The 12,948-nt window shown below is 62.3% G+C and carries 13 protein-coding genes and 1 pseudogene; 9 read left to right on the forward strand and 5 right to left on the reverse strand.

Annotation, left to right across the window (positions count from 1 at the left end; translation table 11 throughout):
* The first annotated feature begins 57 nt into the window (after nucleotides 1–57).
* The 7 genes from CKW22_RS13875 to CKW22_RS13900 all read left to right on the forward strand — a co-directional run bounded on the left by CKW22_RS13875 (nucleotide 58) and on the right by CKW22_RS13900 (nucleotide 4,892).
* On the forward strand, nucleotides 58–753 hold the full coding sequence (locus tag CKW22_RS13875; RefSeq protein ID WP_033702620.1) for a M949_RS01915 family surface polysaccharide biosynthesis protein: 696 nt from the start codon (nucleotides 58–60) through the stop codon (nucleotides 751–753).
* Between the two features lie 61 nt (nucleotides 754–814).
* Nucleotides 815–1,144: a hypothetical protein gene (locus CKW22_RS13880; RefSeq protein ID WP_033702619.1), complete on the forward strand. Its 330-nt coding sequence runs from the start codon at nucleotides 815–817 to the stop codon at nucleotides 1,142–1,144.
* Between the two features lie 67 nt (nucleotides 1,145–1,211).
* Nucleotides 1,212–1,373 carry a hypothetical protein gene (locus tag CKW22_RS27540; protein WP_077068735.1) on the forward strand — a complete coding sequence of 54 codons (162 nt, stop codon included), beginning with the start codon at nucleotides 1,212–1,214 and terminating at the stop codon, nucleotides 1,371–1,373.
* A 135-nt stretch (nucleotides 1,374–1,508) separates the two neighbouring features.
* On the forward strand, nucleotides 1,509–1,625 hold the full coding sequence (gene ccoM / locus CKW22_RS28035) for a cytochrome c oxidase subunit CcoM (RefSeq protein ID WP_003254862.1): 117 nt from the start codon (nucleotides 1,509–1,511) through the stop codon (nucleotides 1,623–1,625).
* A gap of 180 nt (nucleotides 1,626–1,805) precedes the next feature.
* Nucleotides 1,806–3,794 (forward strand): FUSC family protein, encoded by a 1,989-nt coding sequence (locus CKW22_RS13890; RefSeq protein WP_095064243.1) that lies wholly within the window; start codon nucleotides 1,806–1,808, stop codon nucleotides 3,792–3,794.
* Entirely contained in the window at nucleotides 3,781–3,987 is a 207-nt protein-coding gene (locus tag CKW22_RS13895; protein WP_033702617.1) for a DUF1656 domain-containing protein, read from the forward strand. The genes CKW22_RS13890 and CKW22_RS13895 overlap by 14 nt, the downstream gene beginning before the upstream one ends.
* Nucleotides 3,988–4,022: 35 nt before the next feature.
* Nucleotides 4,023–4,892: an HlyD family secretion protein gene (locus tag CKW22_RS13900; protein ID WP_047583682.1), complete on the forward strand. Its 870-nt coding sequence runs from the start codon at nucleotides 4,023–4,025 to the stop codon at nucleotides 4,890–4,892.
* A 34-nt stretch (nucleotides 4,893–4,926) separates the two neighbouring features.
* On the opposite strand, the gene CKW22_RS13905 is transcribed toward CKW22_RS13900, so the two are convergent.
* Nucleotides 4,927–6,141 (reverse strand): GAF domain-containing sensor histidine kinase, encoded by a 1,215-nt coding sequence (locus CKW22_RS13905; protein WP_033702614.1) that lies wholly within the window; start codon nucleotides 6,139–6,141, stop codon nucleotides 4,927–4,929.
* A 183-nt stretch (nucleotides 6,142–6,324) separates the two neighbouring features.
* Between CKW22_RS13905 and CKW22_RS13910 the strand changes: the two genes are divergently transcribed.
* Complete coding sequence (locus CKW22_RS13910; protein ID WP_033702613.1) at nucleotides 6,325–6,645, forward strand: DUF2025 family protein; 321 nt, start codon at nucleotides 6,325–6,327, stop codon at nucleotides 6,643–6,645.
* 44 nt (nucleotides 6,646–6,689) lie between these two features.
* Here CKW22_RS13910 and CKW22_RS13915 read toward each other — a convergent pair whose 3' ends face one another.
* Both CKW22_RS13915 and CKW22_RS13920 read right to left on the reverse strand, forming a co-directional pair.
* Nucleotides 6,690–9,278, reverse strand: a complete 2,589-nt coding sequence (locus CKW22_RS13915; RefSeq protein ID WP_095064244.1) for an EAL domain-containing protein — start codon at nucleotides 9,276–9,278, stop codon at nucleotides 6,690–6,692.
* A gap of 56 nt (nucleotides 9,279–9,334) precedes the next feature.
* Nucleotides 9,335–10,408: a diguanylate cyclase gene (locus CKW22_RS13920; protein ID WP_095064245.1), complete on the reverse strand. Its 1,074-nt coding sequence runs from the start codon at nucleotides 10,406–10,408 to the stop codon at nucleotides 9,335–9,337.
* A gap of 130 nt (nucleotides 10,409–10,538) precedes the next feature.
* Between CKW22_RS13920 and CKW22_RS13925 the strand changes: the two genes are divergently transcribed.
* A complete protein-coding gene (locus tag CKW22_RS13925; RefSeq protein WP_095064246.1) occupies nucleotides 10,539–11,633 on the forward strand; it encodes an MBL fold metallo-hydrolase in 1,095 nt (364 codons plus the stop codon).
* 3 nt (nucleotides 11,634–11,636) lie between these two features.
* On the opposite strand, the gene CKW22_RS13930 is transcribed toward CKW22_RS13925, so the two are convergent.
* Together CKW22_RS13930 and CKW22_RS27830 are read right to left on the reverse strand one after the other, a co-directional pair.
* The gene (locus CKW22_RS13930; RefSeq protein ID WP_033702609.1) at nucleotides 11,637–12,533 is read right to left on the reverse strand and encodes a formate/nitrite transporter family protein; all 897 of its coding nucleotides are present in this window, start codon (nucleotides 12,531–12,533) and stop codon (nucleotides 11,637–11,639) included.
* Nucleotides 12,534–12,622: 89 nt separating this feature from the next.
* Nucleotides 12,623–12,948 (reverse strand): annotated as a pseudogene (locus CKW22_RS27830) (hypothetical protein); the annotation flags it as partial.

The following is a 12,948-nucleotide window of genomic DNA, read 5'->3' on the forward strand; positions in this document are numbered from 1 at the left end:
ACAGTCTAGCCGTTTCATCGACCAACACCGTCTTGCCGACGAGGGCTGCGCACCGACATGTCCGCCAAGCACCGCTGGTTGAACGCTTCCCTGGCCGTGGGCAGCCTCGTGCTGCTGGCTGCGTGCGAGCAAAAAAACTTCGAGACCTTGCCGGCCATTGCGCCCGAGCAGCTTGAGGCGCTGGGCGTGCAGACGCCGATCAAGAGCGTGCATTTTCGTGACCGCGAGGGTGAAGGCCTGTTGGTGCTCAGCCGCACCGATGGCCAGGCCACCGACGCCGAAAACCAGCAGGAAGTCGACAAGGTGGTGCTCAAGGCCACGCTGTATGGGCGCACGGCAGAACGCGATGCGTTCAAGGCACGCTGGCAGGTCGAACAGGAAACCACCTGCCCAGGCTTGGACCTGGATGTCGACTTCTATACCGATGTCAGCGATGTCAGTGACCTGAACAAGGACGGGGTCGCCGAACTGACGGTAGCTAGCCATGCCTTCTGCGGAGGGGGGATCGACCCGCACGATATCGCCATCGAGATGCGCGAAGGGCAGGCCAGTTACACCATTACCGGGGAGTCGCTGATCACGCCCGCCGGCGAAGACCCGATAGGCGGAGAACGCGAGGACAGCGCCTCGCTCAAGGCCGCGCCGCAGGTACTGCGCGACCACATGGACGCGGTCTGGCAACAGGTCTACAAGCGGCCCTGGAGTGAGGCCAGCCCGCCGAGTGACGACGACCCTGACGACGAAACCGAGTAAGCGTTGTCTGTATTCAAGGTAGGTGACCAGCCGCCGATACAGGGGTAATAGGAGACTTTCCATGTTGCCGCCGATCATTCCGCTCAGTGCAGCACCGGTAACCTCGCAACAGGACCCGGTCAAGCCAACCCCCGACATCAAGCCGGTGGTTCCCACGCAGCCTTCGTCCGGTGAAAGCGCGATCGACCTCAAGCAGCAGCGCGACCCGCAAGAGCAGGCCTTGCTGCTGCGTGATGAACAACGACGGCAACAGCAGCGTCGGCAAAAAAACGACGGCGAGCGTTACAGCGCGCTACCCGGCGATGAGGTCAACGCCGACAATACTGTACCGGTGGCACCGCTGATGGGCGAGCGCCCGCGTCAGGGGCTGCTGGTCGACATCGAAGTCTGACGCGGGGCTGGTCAGCGTCCGCGCCTGGCTTCATCATGCAAGCCTCAGTTGATCGTCGAGCCCACCCATGAGCCAAGACAACCTCATCGATTTCGATGCCGAACGTGCCAAGCGCGTCCACGACCTCAAGGAAAAGCGCCTCAACGAAGTGCGCCAGGCCTTCGAGCAGGCCATGCCCTTGAGCGCAGCCAAGAAAAAGAAACCCAAGGGCAAGCCCAAGAAGCGCTGAAACTTGACGCAGGTCAAACCTGCGCCCGCCTCGCGTGCCCGGTCTCGGGCACCATTGACCCCGATCAATTTTCTGTGCCCCCACATTCGTTACCTTGCATCCATCGGACAACGGCAAACGAAGAGGGAGGCCGACATGTTCTTCGACAACGTGGTTATCGCAGGTGTGGTAACGGTCGGGTTGATGGTCGCGTTCTTTGCCGGTCTGGGCATTTTCATCTGGAAGGACTCGAACAAGCGCAAGCCGCGCTGACCTTCTGGGTTCACGAGCACGCAAGGCATTTAGGGCGACTTCGGTCGCCCATTTTTTTTGCCTGGAAAATGCCACGCAGCACAGCCCTTAAAAGATGATTAGCTAGCTAATTAATCGTTTGCGCATTATCCTTCTCTACATTGTCTATCGTTTACCTGAACATCCCGCAAGGTCCGCCTCGTGCCCATCACTCTCCAGGCCCTGTTCGCACCCAGCAGCCTCGCCCTGAAGTTCGCCATCAAGACCGTGCTTGGCGGTGGCCTGGCGCTATGGCTGGCGATGCGTTGGGGGCTGGAGCAGCCTTCATGGGCACTGATGACCGCCTTTATCGTGGCCCAGCCGCTGTCGGGCATGGTGGTGCAAAAGGGCCTTGCACGTCTGGCCGGCACCTTGGTCGGCACCTTCATGTCGGTGCTGTTCATCGGCCTGTTCGCCCAGACGCCAGGCCTGTTTTTGATCACCCTGGCGCTGTGGCTGGCCCTGTGCACGGCGGCTTCGACCCAGCTGCGCAGTGCCTGGGCTTACGCCTTCGTGCTGGCCGGCTACACCGCAGCGATCATCGCCTTGCCGGCGATCGACCACCCGTTGCAGGTGTTCGATCAGGCTGTGGCCCGCTGCACCGAGATCTGCCTGGGGATTTTTTGCGCCACTGCCACCAGCGCCCTCATCTGGCCCATGCGCGTGGAACAGCAATTGAGCGGGCAGGCCCGGCAGGCTTGGCACAATGGTCTGCAGGCAGCCAGCGCCATGCTCGGCGGCGAAGATGACGCGCGCAAAGGGTTGCTGGAAAGCCTGGGGCGTATCGTTGCCATCGACAGCCAGCGCGAACATGCCTGGTTCGAAGGCAACCGCGGGCGCCAGCGCGCCCGCGCCATCCGTGGCCTGAGCCAGAAGTTGATGGTACTGCTGCGTATCTCCCGCTCGGTGCGCCGGCAGTGGCGCCAGCTTGATGAGCGCGAAACTCGGCACCTGGCGCCCTGGTTGGAAGCGTTGCGCGCGCAGTTGGGCAACCCCGATCAACCGAGCCTGTTGCTGTTGCGTCAGCGCATCTGGGATGCCGCCCATGACGAGCAGATCAGCTCTGCAGAACATTACTGCCTGGCACGCATGGCGCTGTTGCTGGATTACGCCATGGCCGCGACCCAGGCGCTGGACGACGTCGAAGCGGGCAGGGCGCCCAAGGATGTGCCCCAGGGCCTGGCCGCGCACCGCGATTGGTCACTGGCCCTGTTGTTCGGTTCACGCAGCGCGTTGGCGTTTCTGGTGATGAGTGGTTTCTGGCTGGCAACAGCCTGGCCATCGGCGCCGGGTGGGCTGGTATTGACCTGTGTGGTCTGCAGCCTGTTCGCCAGCCGCGAAAACGGCGCCCAGATCGGCCTCAGTTTCTTGCGTGGCATCTTTTTGGCGATCCCGGCGGCATTCTTGGTCGGGCAAATTTTGCTGCCCCAATGGAGCAGCTTCGCCATGCTCTGCCTGGGCATGGGCGTGCCGCTGTTTCTGGGCGCGCTGGGCATGGCCCACCCGCGTACCGGCGCTACCGCCACCTCCTATTGCCTGCACTTCATTGTTCTGGTGTCGCCGCTCAATGCCATGCAATTTGGCGTGGCCAGCATGCTCAACAGTGCGTTGGCCATGCTGGTGGGTGTGTCTGCGGCGGTCATGGCGTTCCGTTTGCTGGTGTTTCGCCACCCGGCGTGGCTTGGCCGGCGTCTGCGGGCAGCGACCCAGCACGACCTGGTGCGCCTGACCCGGCGCGACCTGCGTGGCGCCGACAGCTGGTTTGGCGGGCGTATGGCCGACCGCCTCATGCAGCTGGCGCGGCATGCCAGCGAGTTGCCTGAAAGCGAGCGCAAGCGCTGGGACGATGGCCTGCATGGCCTGGACATCGGCGACGAACTGGTGCACCTGCGCATGTGCCTGGCGGTGGCCCCGGCGCCGTTGGGCCGGGCTGAACGCGAGTACCTGCAACAGGTAGAGGCCGTGCTGGCCAAAGGGCCTGCGCCCGGGCGCGGGCAGCGTCTGGACAACGCCAGTGCGCAATTCATCGAAGCGTTGCGCCGGCTGCCTGCGAGCGATCCGCTGCGCCTGGCCGAAGGCGCGGTACTGCAGTTGCAGAAGAGCTGGGGCAAGTGGTGCCGCTGGCAGGAGGACGTGCATGGGGTTGCGTGAATGGGCGCTGGGCGGCGTGCTGTTGAGCCCGTTTCTGGTTTATGTGCTGCTGGCGCTGGTGTGCACCGGGCTGCTGCGCTTGTTGGTACAGGCCACGCCGTTGGGCCGCTGGATCTGGCATGAAGCACTGTTCGACGCGGCATTGTTTGTGTGCCTGTTGTACCTGGTAGTGCGCGTGCTGGGCGCTGCATAAGGGTTTTTGTCAGGGTTCAAGTAAGGAGTGATTCGATGCGTACCGTCGTACGTACCTTGGTGACACTGTGTGTGGTGGCCCTGGCCCTGTTGGCAGGCTACCAGCTGTGGCAGTACTACATGCTCACCCCCTGGACCCGCGATGCGCGTGTGCGCGCCGACGTGGTGGTGATCGCGCCGGACGTGTCCGGCTGGGTGCGCGAGCTGAAGGTGCATGACAACCAGCAGGTGAACGCGGGTGATCTGCTCATGAGCATCGACAGCGAGCGCTTTCAGGCAGCATTCGACCAGGCCAGCGCCGTGACCGAGACCCGCGCGCAGCAACTGCGCCTGCGCGAGCGCGAAGCGGCGCGGCGTACTGCCTTGGGGCCGGAGGCGATCAGTGCCGAGCTGCGGGAAAACGCCCAGATCAATGCCGCCATCGCCCGTGGCGAACTGCATGAGGCCCAAGCGCAATTGCAGGTGGCCAAAATCAACCTGGCGCGCAGTGAAGTGCGCGCGCCGCGCAGCGGGCACATCACCAACCTGCGCTTGGCCCAGGGCAACTACGTGAACACCGGTGAGTCGGTCATGGCCCTGGTGGATGACTCGACTTTCTATATCCAGGCTTACTTCGAAGAAACCAAGCTACCGCGCATCCGTGTGGGTGACCGAGTGAAGGTGTGGCTGATGGGGGCGGGCGAGGCGATGCAAGGGCATGTGCAGAGCATCAGCCGCGGTATCACCGACCGCAACAGCAACCCCGACAGCCAGCTGCTGCCGGAAGTCGAGCCGACCTTCAACTGGGTGCGGTTGGCGCAGCGGATACCGGTACGGATCCGCCTCGACCAGATCCCGCAAGGGGTGAACCTCAGTGCTGGCATGACCGCCAGCGTGCAAGTGCATGAAGACCGCGTTCAACAGTGATCGCCGTGGCACGTGTCACGGCGGGTGCAGGCCTTCATGTACTGGCTGGCGGTGCTGCTGGCGCCCCAGGTTGACCCAGCGGCAGACGGAAGCTGAACAAGGTACCGTTGTGTTCGTTGGAGAGCACCTCCATGCGCCCACCATGTGCCAGCGCGATCTGGTTGGCGATGTACAGCCCGAGCCCAAGCCCTTGCTGCGGTACCTGTGACAACGGGCGGGAGAAGGGTTGGAACAATTGCGCCAGGGTCTGCACGGCGATGGGGGCGCCGTGGTTGTGCACGCTCAGCACGAACTCACCGGCCTGGAGGGCCGCCTTGACCGCTACCGGCCCTTGCGGGTCGCCGTGGGTCAGGGCATTGGCGATCAGGTTCGAGAGCAGTTGGGTGACCCGTTCGCGATCACAGTACAGCCCGCCGATGTCGCCGATGTCCAGCACGATCCGCCGCTGCGGATGCACCTGTTGCAGTTCCGAGGCGACATGCCGCAGGCCTTCGGCAAGGTCAGGGCAAGCCTGCAGGTTCAAGGGGATGCCGGCACCGAGGCGGCCGCGGGCAAAGTCCAGCACATCGCGCACCAGCTGCGAGGCACGCCTGCCGCAGGTGAGGATGTGCTGGGCGATAGTGCGCTGCTGGTCGTCCTGCAGGCGCTGGGTGAGCAGCTCGGCACCGGCGGTGATGGCGAACAGCGGGTTGCGCAGGTCATGGCCGAGCACGGCAATGAACTGTTCGCGCACTTCGGCCATGGCCCGCTCCTTGCGCAGGGCCTGTTCGGTGCGCTGGGCGCCTTCCTCGCTTTCGATCTGGATGGCCAGCAGCCGGGCGAAGGATTCCATCATCGGCTGGATGGCACTGCCTTTAAGCGCTGCGGGTAAAGGGTCGAGGGCGCAGATGGTGCCGAAGAAGCGGCCATCGGTCCGGAACACCGGCACTGAAATGTAGCTTTCGAAGCGATAGAGCTGAGGCGTGTGGTGCCGGCAGTACTGCTCGTCTTCGCTGGCCTTGTCGATCACGATGGTTTGGTGCGTGCTGCGGATTTCGTGGCACAGCGTGGTGGCGACATCGAGCTCACCGCCCGCGGTCAGGCCAAAACCCAGGGTGTCGAGCACAGCACATGCCGTCCAGTTGCTATCGGTTACCCGGGCCACGGCGGCGAAGCGCATGCCCGTTGTTTCGCAGATCACCTGGAGGATGGCGGGCACAGCATTGATGCGGCCGATCGTGGCAATATCGGCATGGATGGCGTCGGTCATTAACAGTCCCAGTGTTGGCGACGAAGGGGGTTCAGGACCATTCTAGCGGGCCTTTGGCAGGATGATGAAAAACCTTGGCGAATGCTCTACCACTTGCGTTAGGCTGGCCTTTGCGAGTCGCCCGGCAGAGGCGACCGTTTGCAGCCCGGCGTGCGTCACTTCCTTTCATTGCGAGGTTACGTCATGGCCATCACTTCCCAGGACATCTGCAACGCCGCAGAGCAGCTCAACGGTTTCGTCGGCTTTCATGGCAAGCGCGGCGTTCATATCGTGCGTTTTTCCGAGGACGCGTTCGGCATGGACGTGGCCGACGACAGTATCACCCCCTGTAACGAATTCGTCTGGCGACCCGAGCAAGGGCCGCGCATGGCCTTGTGCCGGTCGCGCCTGGCACTGTTGCTGGAGCAGCATGTGGACGACCGCCTGAACATCGGCGAGCCCTTGCGTACCTACTTGCGGCGCAGCGATTTGCCGGAGATCGTGGCCGAACGCAATAAACGCTGATGGCCCCTGTGTAGGAACATCCGTGCACCGCGAATAGTTTGGTCCTACAACAGATGGTGTGCCGAGCCTTCGGGGGCCTGTCGCAGCAGCGCCTCAAGGCTTTCTTTCGTCAAAGGTCGGCTCAGGAAGTAACCCTGCACTTCATGGCAGCGGTCCTTCTCCAGCGTCCTGAGCTGTTGTTCACTCTCCACGCCCTCGGCGGTCACCGTCAGCCCCATGGCTTCGCCCAGGTTGATGATTGCCTGGACCACAGCGCGATCATTGCCACTGGTGTTGTTCAGGCCGGCGATGAAGCGTTTGTCGATCTTTATGCTGTCGAACGGGTAGGTGCGCAGATAGCCCAGCGACGAGTAACCGGTGCCAAAGTCGTCCATGTTCAGGCGCACGCCAAGCTCCTTGAGTGACAGCATGGTGCTGAGTGCGCCTTCGATGTCGTTGAGCATCACGTTCTCGGTGATCTCCAGCTCCAGGCGCTGGGCGGGTAGCGCGGTTTCAAGCAGGATGTCGCGCACATCGGCCACCACATCGCTGCGCAAGAACTGGGCGGGCGACAGGTTCACCGAAATCAACAGGTCTGCCGGCCAGTCGTGGGCCGTGCGGCAGGCTTCGCGCAGTACCCAACGGCCCAGCGCAACAATGATGTCGCTCTGCTCGGCCAGCGGGATGAAGGTGTCTGGCCCCAGCAGCCCTTCGTGCGGGTGCTGCCAGCGCAGCAGGGCTTCGACCGCGACGATGCGCAGGTCGCCCAGGCGATAGCGCGGTTGGTAGTGCAGCTCGAACTCCTGGTTCTGCAGGGCACGGCGCAAATCGTTTTCCAGTTGGCGGCGGTACTGGATCTGCTGGTTCATTTCGGCGGCGAAATAGCGCCAGGTGCTCTTGCCATCTGCCTTGGCCTGGTACAGCGCGAGGTCGGCGCAGCGGATCAGCTCGCCGGCATCGAAGCCCAGGGTGCGGCTTTGCGCGACGCCGATGCTGGCGCCAATGTGCAGAGGCTGGTTGTCAAACACGATAGGTTGCTGCAACAGGCTGATCAGGCGCGCGCAGAAGCGATCGACCTCGCTGCGGTTATCCATGCCAGTCAGAACCAGGATGAACTCGTCACCCCCCAGGCGTGCGACCAGGTCGACATCGCGGGTGGTGTCGCGCAGGCGTGTCGCCACCTCTTGCAGCACGGCGTCACCGGCGGCGTGGCCGAGGGAATCGTTGATCGGCTTGAAGTTGTCCAGGTCCAGCAGCAGTAAAGTGAGTGGCGGCGAGTCGCTGCCGCGCAGCAATACCTGTTCGAGATGCCGGGCGAGTTTGTTGCGGTTGGCCAGCCCGGTCAGCGGGTCGTGCAGCGAGAGGTGCTGGATGCGCGCATGGGCGTCGACCTCGTCCGTGATGTCGCTGGCGGTACCGCGAAAGCCGGTAGGCTTGCCGTCGTACCAGATCGCTCGCGCCGAGATGCGGCAGTAGCGGTTCTGCCCGTTGTGGTCACGGTAGGTGCAGCGCAAGTTTGCCAACTGCTGGGGGTCGGCGGCGGCCAATGCGTCGAGCCAAGGCGACAGCGGCGTGGTATCGCAGGCCAGCAGCTGGTTGACCGGCTGGCCCAGCCAGTCGTCAACCGGGTAGCCGGTGACGCTGACGAAACGTTGGGAAAGATAGGTCAGGCGTTGTTGCCGGTCGGTTTCCCAGATCCAGTCGGAAGCGGCTTCGGCCACGGCGCGAAAACGCTGCTCGCTGGCCTCCAGGGCCTGGTTGCTCTGTTGCAGGCGCTTGAGGCTGAGGTCGATGGCGCGGGAGCTGCGCAGGGCATGGCGGAACAGGTAGAGCATCACCAGGCCCAGTATCAACAGGGCGCAGAGCAGCGCAGGCAACATCGCCCACAGCAATTGCTGCCCCGGCAGCGGGCTGGTCCAGGCCAGGTGGTAGCCGGTATCGCCCAGCTCGATGCGCTGATGGCCATGCTCACCTGTGCCGTGTTTCTCGATATGCATACCCGCCAGGCCCGCACCGGTGCCCAGGCGTGCGAGCTTGTCCTCGGTCAACTGGTCGACGAACAGCATGACGGGCGCCTGGCTCACTTCGCTGGCCGACACGTCTTTGTCGGGGCGTACGGCGGCCGCGCTGAGCACTGCAGGCCAGCCGTTGAACAGCACGAACCGGGTAATTTGTTCGCGAGCGCTGGCAGCCGCCCGCGCTTGGCTGATGATCGGTTGCAGGGGCGCTTCTATATAGGTACTGGCTTGCGCCACGCTGGGCTTGCCTTTGAACAGGGCGTAGGTGGTGCGCTGGTCGTCCACCACGAATACGCCTTCATAGCCACTGGCGCTGTACAGCGATTCGCCGACGTTCTTCTCCTCATAGGCCCATTGCCAGTCGGCCTTGCCGGCCAGGTGCTCGAAGGCCGCATCCCACACGGCATAGCTGGACAGAAACTGGCGTGAGGCGAGCAACCGTTGTTCGAGGGCCTGGGTGGCATGGAAGGCGCTGCGTTGCTGCTCTTGGCGATCGAGGGTTGCAGCAATATTGAGCAAAGCGCCCAAGGTGACCAGGCAGGCCAAGGCGAAAACCGCGCAAAAGCCTGCAATCAAGCGGCGGACTTGGAAATGTGGGGTGGCAAGGGTGGGTGGAAGGTCGGCGTTCCTGGCCATGCGCGAGCGACTCCTTCAAGAACAGCAGCCTCCCGCAGGGCAATCAGGAAGGAGGTTCAGTCAGGATAGGCCAGCCTGAGCCCGGCGGCCTCGCTTTGCGCGAAATTGACCTGGTCACGACCAGCGTGCTTGGCGGTGTACAAGGCCTTGTCAGCCTGTTCGAGCCAGTGCTCGGGCGATTCAAGGTCTGCATGAAACGCGGACAAGCCAATGCTGAGGCTGATGCGCAAATGCGGCAGCTGCGGATTGCGATAGTTCGCCACCCGCTCGCGCAAGCGCTCCATGGCCTGGCAGGCCTGCGCCTCGTGGGTGTCTGGCAGGATCACGCAGAATTCGTCGCCGCCATAGCGTCCGGCCTGGTCGACGTCACGCAGGTTGCGTTTGAGCTCTTCGCTCATCTGCCTAAGCACGCAATCGCCGACCACGTGGCCAAAGGTGTCGTTGATGGTCTTGAAGTGGTCGATGTCGATGAGGGCGATCACCGCATGCTGCTGTTGTTGCTGGCAGGTCTGGAACCTGACCTGTAGCAGGTCTTTCCAGGCCCCGTGGTTGAGCAAGCCGGTCAGGCTGTCGGTAAGGCTCAGCGCACTGAGGCGGCGTTTGTGCTCGGCCAGCTTGATTGCCAGTTGGTAGCAGACCCAGCCAAGGGCCAAGGGGTAGAGCGTCAACATTGGCAGGCACGCGTAAACCTGCAGTGGTGTGGCATTGAGTTGTAGCCCGGGGCCGAACACCAGCGTGGCCAGGAGCATACCGGCGAGCTGTGCCAGCACACCGCGTACGAGCAGGCGCTTGCCACCTGCGGCGACGTTGTTCATGGTCATCATCGACAGAACGGTGACGCTGGGCAGTGGGTTGAACTGCATGGTGGCAGTCCAGAAGCCCCCCATCAGCGAGTCCAGCAGCAAGTTGCGTTGCTCTGCCTGGTAAGGCGTTGCCGAGCGGATTGCCCAGAGGTAGGCGGCATGTGGCCAGAAAAGTCCATTGAACAGTAACAGCAGCCACGCCCACATGGGCGGGGATAGCGGCGCCACCGCTGCCATTACATTGAACAGACCGATGCCCATACCGATGATGCGCGGCAGGTAGATGCGCTTGACGAAAGAAAGTCCCTTGCCGCTGCGTTTGTCCATCATGGTTATCATTCTTCTGCCAAGGCGCCGTTTATCGCATAACTCGCGTGAATATTGTTGAACAGTGTTTCATCTATGAAAAATGACCTTACAAGCCAATTCACGGTTGATGCGATCACTGTGGGGTAATATGAAGGCTTTCCTGTTGCTCGGAGTGCTGCTGCTCATGGTCCCCACCGCTAACGCTGCCGGTGAGCCGGCGCCACACTGGGACGGACGGTTCCACAACCAGGCACGCCTGCCGCAGGACGGCGTGATGAAGAAGCTGCGCATTGGCCTCAAGTACCTGTTCTTGCGCAAACCCCCCGAAACCCGCCCCGCCAACCCCATCGCCGTGCAGCCCATGACCCGGCAGCAGGTGCTCGACGCACCTGATCACAGCCTCTGGCGCTTGGGCCATTCCACGGTATTGCTCAAGCTGCGGGGTCGCTTCTTCATCACCGACCCGGTATTTGCCGAGCGCGCCTCCCCGGTGCAGTGGGCAGGGCCGCAACGTTTTCATGCCCCACCACTTGGGCTGGACGAGTTGCCGCCGTTGGCGGCGGTAATTCTGTCCCATGATCACTTCGACCACCTGGACGAGCAGGCGATTCGTCGGCTTGCTCCGCGTACCGGGTTTTTCCTGGCCCCGCTTGGCGTGGGTGACCGGTTGATCGAATGGGGCGTTGCGCCTGACAAGGTACGTCAGCTGGATTGGTGGCAGGAGACCGAGGTTGACGGCGTGCGTTTCGTCGCGACCCCGGCGCAGCATTTTTCTGGGCGTGGTCTGTTCGACAGCAATCAGACCTTGTGGGCCTCGTGGGTGATCATTGATGAACAGCTGAGGGTGTTCTTCAGCGGTGATACCGGGTACTTCGATGGCTTCAGGCAAGTTGGCGAACGCTTCGGGCCTTTCGACCTGACCCTGATCGAAACCGGGGCCTATAACGTCGCCTGGCCGAACGTGCACATGCAGCCAGAACAGAGCCTGCAGGCACACCTGGACCTGCGCGGGCGCTGGTTGCTGCCGATTCACAACGGCACGTTCGACTTGTCCATCCATGGCTGGCAGGAGCCGTTCGAGCGCATTCTGGCGCTGAGTGCGCAAGCGCAGGTGCGGCTAAGTACGCCGCAAATGGGCGAGCGGGTCAGCCTGGACTCGCCCCATGCCGGGCAGAATTGGTGGCAACCAAGGCCTGCGCAAGAGCACAGGCGGACGGCCGAGCGTGCAGTGGCGGTGCGCTAAGGGTCATTTACCAGGGGGTTGCCGACGCGGGGAGGGCGGCGCCTGGTCGTCCAGCAGCCGCGAAGGCGGCTTGCCGCTGTCACTGCGTACTTGCGCATGGCTGATCAGCGCAAAGATGAAGCTGCCACCAATGATGTTGCCGGCCAAGGTCGGCAGGGCGAACTCCATCAAGAAGCTGCGCCAGGTCTCTTCACCGGCCCAGACCAGGTAGGACACCTCGACCGAGCCCACGACGATATGGGTGAAGTCACCCAAGGCCATGAAGTACGTGATCATCAGGATGATCCAGATCTTGGCGTGCTCCATCGACGGAATCATCCAGACCATGGTTGCGATCATCCAGCCCGAGACGATGCCTTTGGCGAACATCTGGCTGATGTCGTTCTTCATTACCTTGCGGCCGACCTCGAGGAAGGCCACGTCGGTCTTGCTGTCGAAGATCGGCAGCTCCAGCATGACCCAGGCCACCAGCAAGGTGCCCGCCAGGTTGCCGAGCAGTACTACGCTCCATAGGCGCAGCAGGCGGCCGAGGTTGGCCAGCGTGGGCGTGGTCATCACCGGCAGCACCGCGGTCAGCGTGTTCTCGGTGAACAGTTGCTGGCGGGCGAGGATTACCGCAAGGAAGCCAGCACTGTAGCCGATGCTTGCGATTACCTGGGCGCTGTCGCCTTCCGGCAGGCGGGCATAGAACAACCCCATGGCCATGAGCGAAAGCCCCATGGACAACCCTGCAGCCAACGCCGACCACCACAGTGCTGCGAGGGTGCGTTCCAGTTCCTGGTCGCCCTGGGCGCGAATGATCTCGTGCAGCACCGCTGCCCGTGGCGGCTGGTTATGGCTTACTTCCTGCTCTTCATCCGCCGACAGGCCAGGCGTTTTCTCGCTTTGCGCATCGCTCATGATTGCCACGCTCCGTGGGGTGTTTATCTACAGATCGGTTGCGCCTTAATTAGTTGCGGGCGGGGGTAAACCGCGATTGGAAAGTTTTTTCAGCTCAAGGTGTTGACTCTGATTTCAAAGCGCGTATTATTCGCCTCCTCGCAGCGATGAACGCTTCGGGGCAAGCGGTAAGATGTTGAAGTTAAAGGCTTTCGAAAGAAAGCAGCAGTTAAAAACTTCAAAATAAACGCTTGACAGCAAATGAGGAAAGCGTAGAATGCGCGCCTCGGTTGAGACAAAAAGCTCTTAACCAACCGCTCTTTAACAAATTGAATCAAGCAATTCGTGTGGGTGCTTGTGAGTATGGACTGATAGTCACAAAGATTATCAGCATCACAAGTGACCATGCGAGAAATCACATAGTCATTTGAGATTG

Origin of the sequence: Pseudomonas sp. Irchel s3f19, from assembly GCF_900187555.1 — a bacterium.
In the GTDB taxonomy this organism is placed as follows: domain Bacteria; phylum Pseudomonadota; class Gammaproteobacteria; order Pseudomonadales; family Pseudomonadaceae; genus Aquipseudomonas; species Aquipseudomonas capeferrum.

Excerpts from the sequence above, each read along its gene's own strand:
- CKW22_RS13875 (WP_033702620.1), top strand. The coding sequence starts at position 58 with ATGTCCGCCAAGCACCGCTGGTTGAACGCTTCCCTGGCCGTGGGCAGC.
- CKW22_RS13880 (WP_033702619.1), top strand. The coding sequence starts at position 815 with ATGTTGCCGCCGATCATTCCGCTCAGTGCAGCACCGGTAACCTCGCAA.
- CKW22_RS27540 (WP_077068735.1), top strand. The coding sequence starts at position 1,212 with ATGAGCCAAGACAACCTCATCGATTTCGATGCCGAACGTGCCAAGCGC.
- ccoM (WP_003254862.1), top strand. The coding sequence starts at position 1,509 with ATGTTCTTCGACAACGTGGTTATCGCAGGTGTGGTAACGGTCGGGTTG.
- CKW22_RS13895 (WP_033702617.1), top strand. The coding sequence starts at position 3,781 with ATGGGGTTGCGTGAATGGGCGCTGGGCGGCGTGCTGTTGAGCCCGTTT.
- CKW22_RS13900 (WP_047583682.1), top strand. The coding sequence starts at position 4,023 with ATGCGTACCGTCGTACGTACCTTGGTGACACTGTGTGTGGTGGCCCTG.
- CKW22_RS13905 (WP_033702614.1), bottom strand. The coding sequence starts at position 6,141 with ATGACCGACGCCATCCATGCCGATATTGCCACGATCGGCCGCATCAAT.
- CKW22_RS13910 (WP_033702613.1), top strand. The coding sequence starts at position 6,325 with ATGGCCATCACTTCCCAGGACATCTGCAACGCCGCAGAGCAGCTCAAC.
- CKW22_RS13915 (WP_095064244.1), bottom strand. The coding sequence starts at position 9,278 with ATGGCCAGGAACGCCGACCTTCCACCCACCCTTGCCACCCCACATTTC.
- CKW22_RS13920 (WP_095064245.1), bottom strand. The coding sequence starts at position 10,408 with ATGGACAAACGCAGCGGCAAGGGACTTTCTTTCGTCAAGCGCATCTAC.
- CKW22_RS13925 (WP_095064246.1), top strand. The coding sequence starts at position 10,539 with ATGAAGGCTTTCCTGTTGCTCGGAGTGCTGCTGCTCATGGTCCCCACC.
- CKW22_RS13930 (WP_033702609.1), bottom strand. The coding sequence starts at position 12,533 with ATGAGCGATGCGCAAAGCGAGAAAACGCCTGGCCTGTCGGCGGATGAA.